The 16002-nt window shown below is 71.3% G+C and carries 14 protein-coding genes; 10 read left to right on the plus strand and 4 right to left on the minus strand.

Annotated elements, in window-relative coordinates; translation table 11 throughout:
• Window positions 1-35 precede the first annotated feature (35 nt).
• Window positions 36-461 carry a CBS domain-containing protein gene (locus tag AB0J06_RS21845; protein WP_357430796.1) on the minus strand — a complete coding sequence of 142 codons (426 nt, stop codon included), beginning with the start codon at window positions 459-461 and terminating at the stop codon, window positions 36-38.
• Between the two features lie 57 nt (window positions 462-518).
• Window positions 519-2261, minus strand: a complete 1743-nt coding sequence (locus AB0J06_RS21850) for a proline--tRNA ligase (protein WP_357430797.1) — start codon at window positions 2259-2261, stop codon at window positions 519-521.
• Window positions 2262-2421: 160 nt separating this feature from the next.
• On the opposite strand from AB0J06_RS21850, the gene AB0J06_RS21855 reads away from it, so the two are divergent.
• The 3 genes from AB0J06_RS21855 (at window position 2422) to AB0J06_RS21865 (ending at window position 4872) form a co-directional block, all read left to right on the plus strand.
• Window positions 2422-3189 (plus strand): SGNH/GDSL hydrolase family protein, encoded by a 768-nt coding sequence (locus AB0J06_RS21855; protein WP_357430798.1) that lies wholly within the window; start codon window positions 2422-2424, stop codon window positions 3187-3189.
• Window positions 3190-3379: 190 nt separating this feature from the next.
• Window positions 3380-4282 carry a sulfurtransferase gene (locus AB0J06_RS21860; protein ID WP_357430799.1) on the plus strand — a complete coding sequence of 301 codons (903 nt, stop codon included), beginning with the start codon at window positions 3380-3382 and terminating at the stop codon, window positions 4280-4282.
• A 26-nt stretch (window positions 4283-4308) separates the two neighbouring features.
• Window positions 4309-4872 (plus strand): VanZ family protein, encoded by a 564-nt coding sequence (locus AB0J06_RS21865; protein ID WP_357430800.1) that lies wholly within the window; start codon window positions 4309-4311, stop codon window positions 4870-4872.
• Here AB0J06_RS21865 and AB0J06_RS21870 read toward each other — a convergent pair.
• The gene (locus AB0J06_RS21870; RefSeq protein ID WP_357430801.1) at window positions 4823-6073 is read right to left on the minus strand and encodes an MFS transporter; all 1251 of its coding nucleotides are present in this window, start codon (window positions 6071-6073) and stop codon (window positions 4823-4825) included. The genes AB0J06_RS21865 and AB0J06_RS21870 overlap by 50 nt on opposite strands.
• A gap of 212 nt (window positions 6074-6285) precedes the next feature.
• Here AB0J06_RS21870 and AB0J06_RS21875 point away from each other — a divergent pair, with 212 nt between their 5' ends.
• From AB0J06_RS21875 to AB0J06_RS21905, 7 genes are all read left to right on the plus strand, one after another.
• The gene (locus AB0J06_RS21875) at window positions 6286-6879 is read left to right on the plus strand and encodes a TetR/AcrR family transcriptional regulator (RefSeq protein ID WP_357430802.1); all 594 of its coding nucleotides are present in this window, start codon (window positions 6286-6288) and stop codon (window positions 6877-6879) included.
• 28 nt (window positions 6880-6907) lie between these two features.
• Entirely contained in the window at window positions 6908-8245 is a 1338-nt protein-coding gene (locus tag AB0J06_RS21880) for a biotin carboxylase N-terminal domain-containing protein (RefSeq protein WP_357430803.1), read from the plus strand.
• Between the two features lie 118 nt (window positions 8246-8363).
• Complete coding sequence (locus tag AB0J06_RS21885; protein WP_357430804.1) at window positions 8364-9272, plus strand: hydroxymethylglutaryl-CoA lyase; 909 nt, start codon at window positions 8364-8366, stop codon at window positions 9270-9272.
• Between the two features lie 138 nt (window positions 9273-9410).
• Window positions 9411-9593, plus strand: coding sequence for a hypothetical protein (locus AB0J06_RS21890; RefSeq protein ID WP_357430805.1), 183 nt, complete (start codon window positions 9411-9413; stop codon window positions 9591-9593).
• 150 nt (window positions 9594-9743) lie between these two features.
• Window positions 9744-11276, plus strand: a complete 1533-nt coding sequence (locus AB0J06_RS21895; protein WP_357430806.1) for an acyl-CoA carboxylase subunit beta — start codon at window positions 9744-9746, stop codon at window positions 11274-11276.
• A gap of 69 nt (window positions 11277-11345) precedes the next feature.
• Entirely contained in the window at window positions 11346-12494 is a 1149-nt protein-coding gene (locus tag AB0J06_RS21900; RefSeq protein WP_357430807.1) for an acyl-CoA dehydrogenase family protein, read from the plus strand.
• Window positions 12495-12603: 109 nt separating this feature from the next.
• Window positions 12604-15186, plus strand: a complete 2583-nt coding sequence (locus AB0J06_RS21905; protein WP_357430808.1) for a helix-turn-helix domain-containing protein — start codon at window positions 12604-12606, stop codon at window positions 15184-15186.
• 235 nt (window positions 15187-15421) lie between these two features.
• Here AB0J06_RS21905 and AB0J06_RS21910 read toward each other — a convergent pair whose 3' ends face one another.
• Window positions 15422-15922, minus strand: coding sequence for a MarR family transcriptional regulator (locus AB0J06_RS21910; RefSeq protein WP_357430809.1), 501 nt, complete (start codon window positions 15920-15922; stop codon window positions 15422-15424).
• Window positions 15923-16002: the final 80 nt, after the last annotated feature.

The following is a 16002-nucleotide window of genomic DNA, read 5'->3' on the forward strand; positions in this document are numbered from 1 at the left end:
GCCGAGGCGTCGGCAGGCCCGAAAGCGTCGGCAGGTCAGTTGTTGGCGCTGGCCTCGCTGATGTCGCTCAGCGCGGAATCCGGGTCCATCAGCATCGCCAGATCGCCGAGGGAGATGATGCCCACCAGTTGCCGGTCGGCGTCGCAGACCAGCACACGACGTACCGCGCGGCTGCGCATCAGGCGGGCGGCGTCGGCGGGGCTCGCGTTCTGCTCGATCAGCACGATCTCCTTCGTCGCGACCGAGCCGATCGTCGTCTGGGCCGGGTCCTTCCGTTCGGCGATCGCACGCACCACGATGTCCCGGTCGGTGACCATCCCGGCGAGATTGGGGCCGTCGGTCACCACCACGTCACCGATGTCCGCGTCCCGCATCGCGCGCGCGGCTTCCTCCAGTGTGGTTTCCGCCGGTAGATAGATGACCTGCTTCGTCATCAGGTCGGCGACCCTGTGATTTGTCATGAGAGCCTCCGGGGGGTCGAAACGTCGATACCCTGCGGATACCCGCTGATGGCCGCGTTACACCCCGTCGAGCACACGAGTCACGATGTCCCCAACCGGGACGTCACCGCGGTCACCCGTCACACGGTCGCGCAGTTCCACGTACCCGTCGGTCAGGCGGCGACCGACCACGACAGCGCGCGGCACGCCGACCAGCTCCGCGTCGGTGAACTTCACCCCGGCCGAGACGTGCGGCCGGTCGTCGAGGAGCACCCGCAGCCCACGGGCCGCGAGGTCGTCGGCGATCCGAAGCGCGGCGTCGACCTGCGGGCCCTTGCCGGCGTGGATGACGTGCACGTCGCACGGCGCCACCGCCGCCGGCCAGATCAGACCCCGCTCGTCATGATGCTGCTCGGCGATCGCCGCCACCGCCCGCGAGACACCGATGCCGTAACAACCCATCGTCAGCCGCACCGGCTTCCCCTCCGGACCGAGGACGTCCACCTCGAACGCGTCCGTGAACCGGCGGCCCAGCTGGAAGATGTGGCCGATCTCGATGCCGCGCCGCATGGTCAGTGCGGAGCCGCAACTGGGGCAGGGGTCGCCGGCCCGGACCTCGGCGGCCTCGATCGTGCCGTCCGGGGTGAAGTCCCGCCCGCAGACCACGTCGACCGCGTGCCGGCCCGGCTCGTTGGCGCCCGTCAGCCAGCCGCTGCCGGACACCACGCGGGGATCGACCAGGTAGCGGATGCCGAGCTTGGCCAGGAGTTGCGGGCCGATGTAGCCCCGCACCAACTCGGGGTGCTCGGCGAAGCCGTCGAACATCGCCACGGTGGCCGGGTGCAGTGCCGCCCCGACCCGCTTGAGGTCCACCTCCCGGTCGCCGGGCACACCTATCACCAGTAGTTCGGGTGTGTCCCGGTCCGGGCGTTCGACGGTGACGACCACGTTCTTGAGGGTGTCCGCGGACGTCCAGTCGGCGCGCCCACCGAGGCGCCGGTCGTTGGCGAGCGCCACCAGCGTCTCGATCGTCGGGGTGTCCGGGGTGTCGTGGACCGACATCGACGGGTGTGCCGCGGGGTCACCCACCGTGGGCGTCGGCGTGATGACGGCTTCGGTGTTGGCGGCGTAGTCACACCGGGTGCAGCCGACGAAGCTGTCCTCCCCGACGGGGGTCGCGGCGAGGAACTCCTCCGACGCCGTCCCGCCCATCGACCCGGACATCGCCGCGACGATCGTGTAGTCCAGGCCGAGACGGTCGAAGATGCGCTGATAGGCCACCCGGTGCCGGTCGTACGCCGCCTGGAGGCCCGTGTCGTCCAGGTCGAACGAGTAGGCGTCCTTCATCAGGAACTCGCGCCCGCGCAGGAGCCCCGCCCGCGGCCGCGCCTCGTCGCGGAACTTCGTCTGCACCTGGTAGATCGTCACCGGGAAGTCGCGGTACGAACTGAACACGTCCCGCACGAGCAGCGCGGCGATCTCCTCGTGCGTCGGAGCCAGCAGGTGCTCCGCTCCGCGCCGGTCGGCCAGGGTGAAGATGTCGTCGCCGTACTCGGCCCACCGCCCGCTCGTCTCGTACGGTTGCCGCGGCAGTAGCGCCGGAAAGTGCACCTCCTGGCCGCCGATGGCGGCCATCTCCTCCCGCACCACCTGCGCCACCCGGTCGAGGACCAGCTTGCCCAGCGGCAGCCAGGTGTAGCCCCCCGGCGCGGCCCGCCGGATGTAGCCGGCGCGCAACAGCAACCGGTGGCTGGGCACCTCGGCCTCGGCCGGATCGTCCCGGAGCGTACGCAGCATCAACGTCGACATCCGCAGCAGCATCCGCGCAGCCTGACACGGCCCACCGGGACTGTCGACGAAATTCCGAAGGGGGCCGACGCGTGCGGTCTGCGCCACGTGCGGGGACGGTCGGCGCAGCCGCGGCCGCGCCGGGTGTCAAACTGGCCGGCACGACTGATGGAGTACGGGCAGGGGGCGGGACGTGCGCTGGCGCAGCTTCGTAGCGGTCGGGGACAGCTTCACCGAGGGGATGGATGACGCGTACCCGGACGGCACCTACCGCGGGTGGGCGGACCTGGTCGCGACCGCGTTGGCCGCGCAGGCGGGCCCCGACTTCGGGTACGCCAACCTCGCCATCCGGGGCCGGCTCTTCACCGGCGTGGTCGCCGAGCAGGTGCCGGCGGCGCTCGCGATGCGCCCCGACCTGATCAGCTTCGCGGCCGGCGGGAACGACGTGCTGCGCCGCAACTTCGACCCGCACGTCCTGATGGAGCGCTTCGACGCGGTCGTCGGCGCACTGCGGGCCGGCGGCGCCGACGTCCTGCTGTTCCGCTTCGCGGACGTGATGGCCCGGCTCCCCGGGCAGCGGCTCGTCGCGCCGCGGGTCGCGATCCTCAACAAGGCGGTGGGGGAGACGGCGGAGCGGCACGGCGCGACCCTGGTCGACCTCTACGCCGACGACGCGTTCCGCCACCCGCAGATGTGGAGTCTCGACCGGCTGCACCTGTCCGAGCACGGTCACCGGCGGGTCGCCGCGCGGGTGCTGACCGCGCTCGGTGTCGATGCCGACCCGGAGTGGCTGCTGGTCCCGCCGCGGCCGGCACCGACGCCGTGGCTCGCGGCCCGCAGCGCCGACCTGCGCTGGGCCGGGCAGCACCTGGCCCCCTGGATCAGGCGGCGGCTGACGGGGCGATCGTCCGGCGACACGGTGACCGCGAAGCGCCCCACGCTGACTCCGTTCACCGACTGAGTCCCGGCCGGCGTCGGATCTTCTGTTACGACCGGTACAAGCGGTTGTCCGCTCCGTTGTCCGTTTGCTCCCGTAAGCTCATCTGGGCTGGGTCCCGCACGCTCGGGCGGTGGGCCGGAATCACGTGGACGGGCGCCCCGGGTTGAGGGTCACAATCCACGGGGACATCCGCGCGGGATACGGTCAGCACATGGCTGTACCGAAGGATCCCGCACCGAGCCTGCAGGGTTATGCCGAGCCGGAGCGGCTGGTGACCACGGAGTGGCTGGCCGAGAATCTCGGCGCCGCGGGGCTCGTGGTGGTGGAGTCCGACGAGGACGTGCTGCTCTACGAGACGGGGCATATTCCGGGCGCGGTCAAGGTCGACTGGCACACCGAACTCAACGATCAGCTCAGCCGCGACTACCTGGATGCCGACGGGTTCGCCAAGCTCTGTGCGGCGAAGGGCATCGGCCGCGACGACACCGTCGTCTTCTACGGCGACAACTTCAACTGGTGGGCCGCGTACGCGCTCTGGGTGTTCGAGCTGTTCGGCCATCCCGATGTTCGGCTGCTCGACGGGGGCCGGCAGAAGTGGATCGCCGAAGGGCGGGAGCTGAGCCGGGAGCGGGTGGCACGGCCGCGCGCGGACTACCCGGTGCCGGTGCGCGAGGATGCGCAGATCCGCGCGTTCCGCGACCAGGTGATGGCGCACATGTCCGCGGGGCGGCCGATGGTCGACGTGCGGTCGCCGGGGGAGTACAGCGGTGAACTGCTCTCCATGCCGGACTATCCGCAGGAGGGGGCGATGCGCGGCGGGCACATCCCCGGCGCGGTGAACAAGCCCTGGAAGTCGGCGGCCAACTCCGACGGCTCGTTCAAGCCGGTCGAGGAGCTGCGCGCGATCTACGCCGATCAACTGGGCCTGTCGCCGGCGGACGACATCATCGCCTACTGCCGCATCGGCGAGCGGTCCAGCCACACCTGGTTCGTGCTGCGGCACCTGCTCGGCTACCCGCAGGTGCGCAACTACGACGGGTCGTGGACGGAGTGGGGCAACCTGGTCCGGGCCCCCGTCGCGCGCGGCGACGAGCCGGGCGGCATCACCCCGTAGCCGCGGTCTCCGGCTAACCTGCTGCGGTGACGCAGGTCTGGCAGCAGTGGGGTGACGTGCTGGTCGCGTCGTTCCTGGCGCTACCGCTCATGGCACTCGTGGTCCTTGCGTTGACGCTGTGGCGGCGGCGACGGGGCATGCCGGCGTCCCTGGCGTGGGTGCGCAGCCTCACGGAGGTGGGCATGGTCGCCGGGACGGTGCCCTGGATCTGGATGATCCTGTCGCCCGGATCGGCTCCGGCCGAGGTCCACCTGGTGCCGCTGCGGGATCTGACCGGGCAGCTCAGCGTCGGTCCGGTCTTCGCCACCGTGCAGATCGGCGGCAATCTGCTGGTCTTCGCTGCGTTGGGTTTCTGCGCGCCGATCAGGCTCGCCGCGCTGGCGGGCCCGGTGCGGCTTTTCGTGCTCGGGGCCGCCGGTTCGGCGTTCGTCGAACTGCTCCAGTACCAACTTGACCTGCACCGGGTCTCCTCCGTCGACGATGTGCTGGTCAACGCGACCGGGGCGATGCTCGCCGGTCTCGCCTCCCGCCACTGGTGGGCTACCCGGTCGGCGCGCCCCGCCGCAACACCGGCCATGCCACGGCGGTGACCAGCGCGAACAGGATCGCGGCGGCGACCACGACCGATCCGACCCCGGCAGCGTGGGCGACCATGCCGGCGGCGGCCGCGCCGATCGGCGCGGTGATCAGCCCGACCATCCGTTGCGAACTTCCCACCCTGCCCAACAAGCCGGCCGGCACACGCTGCTGTCCGTAGGCGGCCCAGAGGGCGTTCCAGGTGACGGTGCCGGCCGAGAAGGCGGCCAGCGCCAGCGCGCCGGGGAGCGGGTGACGGGACAGCGCCAGGGTGGCCAGTGCGAGCGTCTCGATCGCGAGCACCCAGCCCAGCGTGCGCAGGGTGCCGAGTCGCCGGGCCAGCCGCCCGGCCGTCAGCGCGCCGGCGAGGGCGCCGAGCACCGCGGTGGACATGAACAACCCGTAGCTGGCCTGCGGCACCGCGAGCGTGTCGAGGGCGAAGAGCACGAGGACGGCGATCAGGCCGCTGATCGCCATGTTGGTGACCGCCGTCAGCGCGGTGATCAGGCGGAGCATGCGGTCCCGCCAGATCCAGCGCAGTCCGTCGCCGGCCTCCCGGCACACGCTGCGTCGTGCTGGTGCCGGCGCCGACCCGGTCCGATCGGGGGCGGGTCGCAGGGTCAATGCCACCGTCGCGGCGATCGCGAAGGAAACGGCGTCGATCGCGAACGGCAGCGCCGTGGCGACGGCGAACAGCATCCCGGCCGCCGGGGCGCCGACGAAGCCGCCCGCGACCGCGGCGCCGGCCTGGAGCCGCCCGTTGGCGGTGGGTAGCCGCTCGGCCGGCACCAGCGACGGCAGGACGGCGAACGCCGAAGCGTCGAAGAAGATCCCGAGGGCGGCGAGCGTGAACGCGCACGCGGCGAGCGACATGATCCCCGCGTGCCCGGTCGCGACCACCACGGCGAAGGCCGCGACCAGCGCGGCGCGCAGCGCGTCAACCGTGGCCATCGTGCGCCGCGGGTCCCACCGATCGGCGTACACGCCGCCGATCACGCCGAGCAGCAGCGGAGCCAGGTGACCGGCGACGACCACCGTGGCGACCAGGCGGGGATCGCGGGTCACCGTCGCGGCGAGCAGCGCCAACGCTGGTACGCGTAACGCGTCGCCGAGGCGCGAGACCACCGTGGCGCTCCAGAGCCGCCAGTAGGCCGGACCGAGCCGACCGGCTTGATCGGCCGAGCCGGTCGACGCCGCTGTTGCCGTGTTCGTCATGAGTGACCGCCCCCGTCGCGCTGCCGTCCGTACCGCCGGGTGTGACCTTTGGGCCTCGACCGGGTCGAGGGTCAAGTAACACCGGCCTGAGCGGGAGCGGACGGCGGGCCGGGACGCCGCCGGCCGGGCGCGACGTGGGTGGAGGAGTGGCAAGGGGTGGGACTGAGTAACCGTTCAGGAGCCGACGATTGACAGGTGATTAGGCTGGCCGGGTGACGGTGGAGCAACGGGTGACGGGAAGCGCGCCGCGTCGGCGGTCGCGTCGGGACGAGATCCTGGAAATCGCGGTAGGACTCTTCGCATCGCGTGGATATCACGGCGTGTCGATGGATGACGTCGGCGCCGCGGCCGGGGTGACCGGTCCCGCCCTCTACCACCACTTCGCCGGCAAGGAAGCGATGCTCGTCGCCGCGCTGATTCCGGTGAGCGAAGGGCTGCTCGAGGGCGGGCGGGCGCGGGTCGCGGAGCACCCGGGCGACACGCGGAAGGCGCTGGAGTCGCTGATCGACTTCCACGTCGAGTTCGCTCTGGCCAATCCCGCGGTCATCGCGCTGCACCTGCATGAACTCGACCGACTGCCGGAGGAGCCACGCCGACAGATCCGCCGGCTGCAGCGGCTCTACGTCGAAGAGTGGGTCACCGTACTGACCGCTCTGCGCGCCGAACTCTCCCCGGCCGAGGCCCGCGTGCTGGCGCACGCCGCCTTCGGTCTGATGAACTCCACCCCGTTCCTCGGCGGTGAGGTCGACCGGGAGCTCCGCGCGACGCTGCTGCGGGCGGCCACCCTCGCCGCCCTGCTTGGCTAGGCACCGCGCGCAACCGAAAGGGAAAGACATGATCGAGTCGCTTCTCGTCGCCAACCGGGGCGAGATCGCCCGCCGGATCATCCGCACCGCCCGGCGGCTCGGCATCCGCGCGATCGCGGTGCACTCCGAGGCGGACGCGGGCATGCCGTTCGTGACCGAGGCCGATGAGGCGATCTGCGTCGGACCGGCCAACCCCGCGCAGAGCTACCGCAACACCGAGGCGATCCTCGCCGCTGCGAAGAGCACCGGCGCACAGGCGATTCACCCCGGCTACGGCTTCCTGTCCGAGAACGCGGACTTCGCCCGTACGGTCGAGGCCAACGGCCTGATCTGGGTCGGCCCCGGCGCCGACGCGATCACCGCGATGGGCGACAAGATCAACGCTCGTAACCTGATGGCCGCCGCCGGTGTCCCGGTCGCGCCCGGCACCACCGACCCGGCGGCCGACGCCGACGCCGCGGTCACCGCTGCCGCCGACATCGGCTACCCGGTGATGGTCAAGGCCGCTGCGGGCGGCGGAGGCATGGGCATGGGGGTCGCCGTCGACGAGCCGGCCCTGCGCGCCGAGTACGAGAAGGTCCGCGCCTTCGCCGAGCGGATGTTCGGCGACGGTTCGGTGCTGATCGAGCGGTACTTCCCGCGGGTCCGCCACGTGGAGGTCCAGATTCTCGGGCTGGCCGACGGGCGCGTCGTGGCGCTCGGCGAGCGCGAGTGCTCCGTCCAGCGCCGCAACCAGAAGCTGGTCGAGGAGTCGCCCTCGCCGGCGGTCTCGCCCGAGCTCCGCGCCGAGCTTCTCGCGGCGGCGGTGCGGGCCGGTGAGGCGGTGGGCTACCGCAACGCCGGGACGGTGGAGTGCCTGCTCGACCCGACGGCCGGGCAGTTCTTCTTCCTGGAGATGAACACGCGGCTCCAGGTGGAGCACCCGGTGACCGAGCTGGTCTACGGCGTGGACCTCGTGGAGGAGCAGCTGCGGGTGGCGGCCGGCCTCGCGCCGACCTTCGACCCGGACGCTCTCACCCCCCGCGGCCACGCGATCGAGCTGCGGATCAACGCCGAGGACCCGAAGCGGTTCCTGCCGGGCCCGGGAGCGATCACGACGTGGGTCGAGCCGGCCGGCGACGGGGTGCGGGTCGACTCCGGCTACGCCGCCGGCACCACCGTCACCCCGTTCTACGACTCCCTGATGGCCAAGTTGATCGTCTACGGCGCGGACCGGGACGAGGCGGTCGCGCGGGCGCGGACGGCGGTGGGCGACTTCGCCATCGCCGGCCCGAAGTGCAACCTGCCGTTCTTCGCCGAACTGCTCGACAACGCCGAGTTCCTCTCCGGCGACTACGACACCGGCATCGTCGGCCGGATGCGCTGACCGCTCCCGGGCGACCGGCACGGCTTCCGTTGCTCTGCCTCCCGCGTGTTTCCTGTGGGGGAGGCGGGGCACGGTCGCGCGCGACAATATTCAGGGCTACGTCACAGTGAGGTGACCGATGGCAGGACTGCCGGATTCGGTGTCGATCCGCGAGGTCGGCCCGCGCGACGGGCTGCAGAACGAGGAGCCGGTGCCGACCGGGGCGAAGGTACGGCTGATCGACGCGCTCTCGGCCACCGGCGTCGGACGGATCGAGGCCGTCTCCTTCGTCCATCCGAAGGCGATCCCGCAGATGGCGGACGCCGACGAGGTGTGGCAGCGGGCGGCGAAGACCCCGGGTCTGCGCTACTCGGCCCTGGTGCCCAACTCCCGCGGCGCCCAGCGCGCCCTTGCCGCCGGCTTCACCGAGATCGAAGTGGTGGTGTCGGCCAGCGACACGCACAACCGCAGGAACGTCAACCGCTCGACGGCGGAGTCGCTCGACGACATCGCGGCGCTGATCTCGCTCGTGCACGATGCCGGGGCGCAGGTCGAGGTCATCGTCGCGACGAGCTTCGGCTGCCCGTACGAGGGGGACATCGACCCGATCCGGGTGGCCGGCATCGTGGACCGGGTCCGGGCCGATGGCGCCGACCGGATCGCGTTCGGTGACACCACCGGCATGGGGACCCCCCGACGGGTACGCGAGCTGCTGGGGGCCGTGCGCGAGCGTCATGGCGAGGCCCCGCTGCTGCTGCACTTCCACAACACCAGAGGTACGGGGCTGGCCAACATCCTCGCCGCGCTCGAACTCGGGGTCACCGAGTTCGACGCCAGCGTCGGTGGCCTGGGCGGCTGCCCGTACGCGCCGGGGGCGAGCGGCAACGTGGCCACCGAGGAAGTGGTGCACATGCTGCACGACATGGGGATTGAAACCGGGATCGATCTCGACGCAATGATCGAGGCGGCGGCGCTCGCCGAGGAATTGGTGGGGCGGCAGTTGCCGTCCGGCGTATTGCGGGCCGGTCCGCGTACCCGTTTGGTGTAGCGCGCAGTTATTTCGAATAGACGCGTGACTCGTCCAGGATCTCTTCGTTACCCATGACATTTGGGGTCATACCGGACGAAACGTCCGGGCTGTCACAGGTGCGGCACCGGGCCGGGCCCGCTGGGTAACGGCATCGGCATGGCCGCCTGTGGCAACACCGACGGTGGCGCGGGCGACGACGACGGTGGCTACGGCAACCAGCAGCCCGGCTACGGCAACCAGGCGGTCAACAAGGCCGGCAACCAGGCCGCGAAGCAGCTCAAGGCGGCGACCAAGCAGTTGAACGCGAAGAAGCTGCTGGCCGGGCTGCCGATCGCCTGAGCCGCTCCGATCTGACGCTCTCCAGGGGTCTCCGCATCCAGCGGAGGCCCCTCGTGCCATGTGATTTCTCGGGCCCTGCCGACTCGCCGCGCCATGCCTCGATGCGCTAGCCTAACGATCGTTCAGGTCGGTGATGGCGAGGGAGTCCACGTGACGCTCGACGGTGAGGCGCTGGAGCAACTGCGCAAGCGGGCCCGCGCCGGCGGTGCCGAAAAGTACCACGCGGCCAACGCCGCGAAGGGCAAGCTTTTCGCGCGGGAGCGCATCGCGCTGCTCGTCGATGAGGGCTCGTTTGTGGAGGATGGTCTCTACGCCAACGCGATGGCCGAAGGGCTGCCCGCCGACGGCGTGGTCACCGGCGTCGCCACCATCGACGGGCGTCCGGTCTGCCTCATGGCCAACGACTCGACGGTCAAGGCCGGCTCGTGGGGCGCCCGGACGGTCGAGAAGATCATTCGGATCATCGAGCGCGCGTACTCGACGGGGCAGCCGATGGTCTACCTCGTCGACTCGGCGGGCGCCCGGATCACCGACCAGGTCGACCTCTTCCCGGGCCGCCGCGGCGCCGGCAAGATTTTCTGGAACCAGGTCCGTGCCTCCGGCGCGATTCCGCAGGTCTGCGCGCTCTTCGGCCCCTCGGCCGCCGGTGGCGCCTACATCCCGGCCTTCTGCGATGTGGTCGCGATGGTCGAGGGCAACGCGAGCATGTACCTCGGCTCGGACCGCATGGTCGAGATGGTGACCGGCGAGAAGACCACGCTCGAAGCGATGGGCGGCGCGCGGGTGCACTGCGCCGAGTCGGGGGTGGGCCACTTCCTCTGCAAGACCGAGGCCGACGCGCTGGCCGTGGTCAAGGACTATCTCTCCTACCTACCGGACAACTGGACCCAGAACCCGCCGGTCGCGGCCCCGGTCGAGTCGTCGTCCAAGGTGGACCTCGCGGCGCTCGTGCCGGCGAATGAGCGGCAGGCGTTCGACATGCGCCGCTACGTCAAGGGGCTGCTCGACGACGGCTCGTTCCTGGAGATCCAGGCGTTGTGGGCCAAGGAGTTGACCATCGGGTTCGGACGGCTGCACGGCGAGGTCGTCGGGGTGGTCGCGAACAACTCGATGTTCAAGGGCGGGGTCCTCTTCGTCGACTCCGCCGACAAGGCCACCCGCTTCGTCCAGCTCTGCGATGCTTTCAACGTGCCACTGCTCTTCCTGTCGGACGTGCCCGGCTTCATGGTCGGCGCGGCGGTGGAGAAGCAGGGCATCATCCGGCACGGCGCCAAGATGATCACCGCCATCTCGGAGGCGACGGTCCCGAAGATCTGCGTCGTGGTCCGCAAGGCGTACGGGGCGGGTCTGTACGCGATGGCGGGTCCCGGCTTCGAGCCCGACGCGACGATCGCGCTGCCGACCGCGAAGATCGCGGTGATGGGCGCGGAGGCGGCCGTCAACGCGGTCTACGCCAACAAGATCGCCGCCATCGAGGACGCCGATGAGCGCGCGGCCTTCGTCGCGGCGCGCCGCGAGGAGTACGAGCGCGACATCGACGTGGTCCGCCTCGCCAGCGAACTGGTGGTCGACGCGATCGTCGAGCCGCACGCGCTCCGGTCCGAACTCGTGCGGCGCTTCGCCGCCGCCCGCGGTAAGGACCGCCATTTCTCGCGTCGACGCCACGGCGTGACACCCGTCTGAGCGCCCGGTGGCGGGCCGGGCATGGTCCGCGCCGCGCCACCGGTCGTCGCAGGTGATCTAGGAGGAACGATGGACTTCAGGCTCAACGAGGAGCACGAAGCGCTGCGGCAGAGCGTCCGCGATTTCGCGCGCGAGGTGGTCGCGCCGGTCATCGCGGAGCACTACGAGCAACACACCTTCCCGTACGACATCGTCCGGCAAATGGGGAAGATGGGGCTGTTCGGCCTGCCGTTCCCCGAGGAGCACGGCGGCATGGGTGGCGACTACTTCGCACTCTGCCTGGCCCTGGAGGAGTTGGCCCGGGTCGACTCCAGCGTGGCGATCACGCTGGAGGCCGCCATCTCGCTCGGCGCCATGCCGATCTACCGCTTCGGCACCGCGGAGCAGAAGGAACGGTGGCTGCCGAAACTCGTCGCGGGTGAGGCGCTGGCGGGGTTCGGCCTGACCGAGCCGGGCTTCGGTTCCGACGCTGGCGGCACCGCGACCCGCGCGGTGCTCGACGGCGACGAGTGGGTGATCAACGGTTCGAAGGCGTTCATCACGAACTCCGGGACCGATATCACCGCCCTTGTCACGGTCACCGCGGTGACCGGCGTCAAGCCGGACGGGTCCAAGGAACTCTCCACGATCATCGTGCCCTCGGGCACGCCCGGCTTCACGGTCGCGCCCGGATATTCGAAGGTCGGGTGGTGCGCGTCGGACACCCATGAGTTGACCTTCGAGGACTGCCGCGTTCCGGCCGAGAACCTGCTCGGTGAGCGCGGCCGCGGGTTCGCCCAGTTCCTGCAGATCCTCGACGAGGGACGGATCGCGATCGCCGCGCTCGCTGTGGGGTTGGCCCAGGGCTGCGTCGACGAGTCGATCCGCTACGCCAAGGAGCGCCAGGCCTTCGGCCGGCCGATCGGCAACTTCCAGGCGATCCAGTTCAAGATCGCGGACATGGAACTGCGGGCGCACACTGCCCGGCTTGCGTACTACGACGCGGCGGCGCGGATGCTGGCCGGCGAGGACTTCAAGCGCCAGGCGGCGATAGCGAAGCTGTACGCCAGCGAGAGCGCGGTCGACAACGCGCGGGAGGCCACCCAGATCCACGGTGGGTACGGCTTCATGAACGAGTTCCCGGTGGCGCGTTTCTGGCGGGACTCGAAGATCCTGGAGATCGGTGAGGGGACGTCCGAGGTGCAGCGGATGATCATCGCCCGGGATCTCGGCCTGTAGGGCCTTCGTAGGGAGCCGACCGGCGGCTGTCGGATATCCGAACCTTCGTCGGTCGGCACCGCGACTTACGGCTGACGCGGCTCGCGGGGTGTGCGTAGTCTTCCACCCCATGACGCTGGATCATGGCCCTGACCAGGGCATGGTCGGTTTCGGCGGGCTGTTGCGCCGGCGGCGGCTGGCGGCCGGGCTGACCCAGGTCGATCTTGCCGCGCGGGCCGGCGTCGGCGTCCGTACGGTGCGTGATCTGGAACGGGGTCGTTCCTCGCGCCCGCAGCGAACGACGGTGGAGCTTCTCGCCGGCGCAATCGGGCTCGTCGGGCGCGACCGGGCGGACTTCTTCGCCGCCGCCCGCGGCCCGGTGCTCCCGCCCGGAGCGGGGGCACCGGATGGCGGTGCGATCGCGACGAGCGTCCCCGACCCGGTGGCGTCCGACGGATGGCCGTCGCTCACCCGAGGTCTGCCCGCCCCCGGCCATCTGATCGGGCGGGACGGCGATGTCACCGAGGTCGCGGACCTGGTCGTCGGTGGCCACGCGTCGGTGGTGAGCCTGGTCGGGCTCGCCGGCGCCGGTAAGACGAGGCTCGCCCTCGCGGTGGCCCAGCGGATCGCCGACCAGCACCCGGGTCCAACCGCGGGCATCGTCGTCGCCGAGCTTTCGACGGTCGGCGACGTGCTGACCGCCGTCGCGGCCGTATTCGGTGCCGGCCGTGCCGCCGAACTCGCCACCCGGCTCGCCGACGCCCCGGCACTGCTCCTCGTCGACGCGGTCGAACGCGCACCGGAAGCGGTGGCCGAGGCGCTGCACCAGCTCGCGGCGGCGATGCCGAGGCTGCGGGTGCTGGCGACCGGCCGGCACCCGATCGGGCTCGCCGGGGAGCGGGTGTGGCCGGTGACACCGCTGGAGGTGCCGCCCGCCGACGTCGAGCCCCAACTTGAGGTCGTCGCCGGTTACCCGGCGGCGGCGCTCTTCCTCGCCCGGCTGCGTCAGGTCCGTCGCGACCCGCTCGATCCGGCCGAGGTCTCCGCCCTGGTCCGCCTGGTACGTCGCCTCGGTGGTCTGCCACTCGCCCTCGAACTGGCCGCGGCCCGCGGCCGCGTCCTCGACCTGAACGAGATCCTCGACCGGTACGGCGACCGGATGCTGGACCTGGCCGCTCCGTCGACGACCCGGCAGGCCGTCGCGGTGACGCTGCGGGACGCGGTCGCCGCGAGCTACCGTCTGCTCGCTCCGGACGAGCGCAGCGCGCTACGCCGGCTTTCGGTGTTCCGTAACCGGTGGTCCGTGGAGCTGGCGGAGGGGATGCTGAGCGGCGGGCCGGATCCGGCTGGACCGTTCGACAGCGACCCGGTGCCGCTCCTCGACCGTCTGATGGCGCTCGGCCTGCTGAACGCGCGGGGGACCGGGCCGTTCCGGTTCCGGCTGCTGGACGTCGTACGGGATTTCGCCGCCGAGCGGGCGGCGGCGAAGGGTGAGCTGACGGCGGTGCGGCGCCGCCACGCCGTGATCTTCGCCGGGCTCGCCGCGCGGATCGCTCCGGAGCTGACGGGCGCGGACCTCACCGCCGCGGTCGGGCGGTTGGACGAGGTGAGCAGCGACCTGGGGGCCGCGCTCGCCCACTCCGCCACCGATGATCCGCACACCGCGCTCTGCCTGGCGTCGAGCCTTCCGCGATGGTGGCGGTTCCGGGGCCGGGACGTGACCGGACGACAGTGGCTGCGCCGCCTGCTGGACGATCCGCGGACGGCCGACGCCGACCCCGCGGTACGGGCCTGGGCACAGGTGGGCGTCGCGCAGCTCGCGGTCGAGCACGGCGCCGGACCGCAGGAGTTGCCGGCGGCGCGGTCGGCGCTGGCGGAGTTCCAGCGCCTCGGCGACGTGACCGGCGAGCTGGCGACGCACGCCGTGCTCGGCGTGCTCTGGAGCGCGGCGGGTGGCTACGCCGAGGCCCAGCGGCATGGCGAGGCGATGCTCGAACTGGCGGGCCGGGAGAACCGGGTCCGCGACATGATGGTGGCGCAGCACAACCTGACGTGGCATGAGATGCGGCGCGGTGAGCTGCGGGCGGCGCGACGCCGACTGGCCGCGGTGGACCGGCTCGCGGCACAGTGCGGTGAGGAGCGGCTCCGGGCACTCGTCCGGGCCAACCTGGCCGAGTTGGTCCGGCTCGACGGCCGGTACGGCGATGCGGTGATCCGCGGCCGGCGCGTTCTCGGCGCACTGACCGAGCTCGGCGACCCGGGACACCGGCGTGGGCTGCTCGGCACGATCGGTCTGGCGCTGGCGCAGGATGGCCGGCTGACGGAGGCGGCGGAGGTCCTGGCCGAGTTGCGTGCGCAGGCGGGGTCGGGTGGAGCCGGTCCGGACGGCGCCGACGACGCGGTCTGCGCCGCTGTCGAGGCGACGATCGCGCTGCGGCGGGGTGAGCGCGAGGTGGCGGCGGAATGGTTCGCGGTGGCCGCCGAGGCGCACCGCGGCGGTCATGATCCGCGCGACGTGGTGGAGGCGCTGGTGGGCCTGGTGGCGAGCACGGAGGATCCGACGCTGCGGAGGTCGGCGCTCGACCGGCTCGCGGCGGTCTGCCAGCAGGGGGCGATCACTCTGTTGCCCCGGGAACGCGCGCTGATCGGGTCGGCGGATTTAGGGGTCCCGACGCAGCGGCGGAGGAGCGGCGGCGTGGACAGCCGGCGCTGACCGCCTGACGGCTGATCAGTGCCGGCTGTCGACACGCCCCCGGTTCGGCGCGGACGAACGCTCCCCGACAGAGCCCCTTGCGTTCGTCACCCACGCCGGCACCCCCCGTGGCGCCTCGTCCGTGCACGGTATCTGCGTGTCGCAGGACGCCTGTCTGATTAGTAGCTAATGTCCGTTTATGGCATGCACTTCTGCCGCTTTTTCTGCCGGTCTCCCACCCGCGCCGCGGCGTGCGTCATACCGGCGGCGGGTTGACCGGCTCGGAGCCGGCGCTCCCGGCGGTGGCGCCCGGGTGTACGGCGTCGCGCACGGTCCGCAGTGCGTCGAGCAGGTTCTGCAAGGCGGTCGGGGTGAGCTGACCGGTGAACCATTCATCGATGATGCGCAGATGACCGGGGAGCGTCTCGTTCAACCGTGCCAGCCCGGCCTCCGTGAGGACCGCGAACGAGCTGCGGCGGTCCGACGGGCAGGCGCGTCGGCAGAGGAGGCCGTCGCGTTCCATCCGGTCCACCACCCGCGTCACCCCGCTGGTCGAGAGCGAGGTCTGCGCGGCGAGGTCGGTCATCCGCAACTGCAGCCCGGGCGAGCGCGAGAGCCGCATGAGGACCTCGAACTCGACCGGAGAGAGATCGTGCTCGTCGAACTGCGAGGCGAACCGGGCGGTCAGCCCGGCATGGGCCTCGACGAAGAGGCCTACTGCGGTGATCCGTGGGTCGTCGGACATGTTCTCGCTCACCGGTTCATCCTATCAGTGCTTGACACGAGGAATATTGCGTAGCCTATAATTGCTACGTCAGCCGTTGGCATCCTCAACTA

Source organism: Micromonospora sp. NPDC049679, assembly GCF_040659735.1.
Classification (GTDB): domain Bacteria; phylum Actinomycetota; class Actinomycetes; order Mycobacteriales; family Micromonosporaceae; genus Micromonospora_I.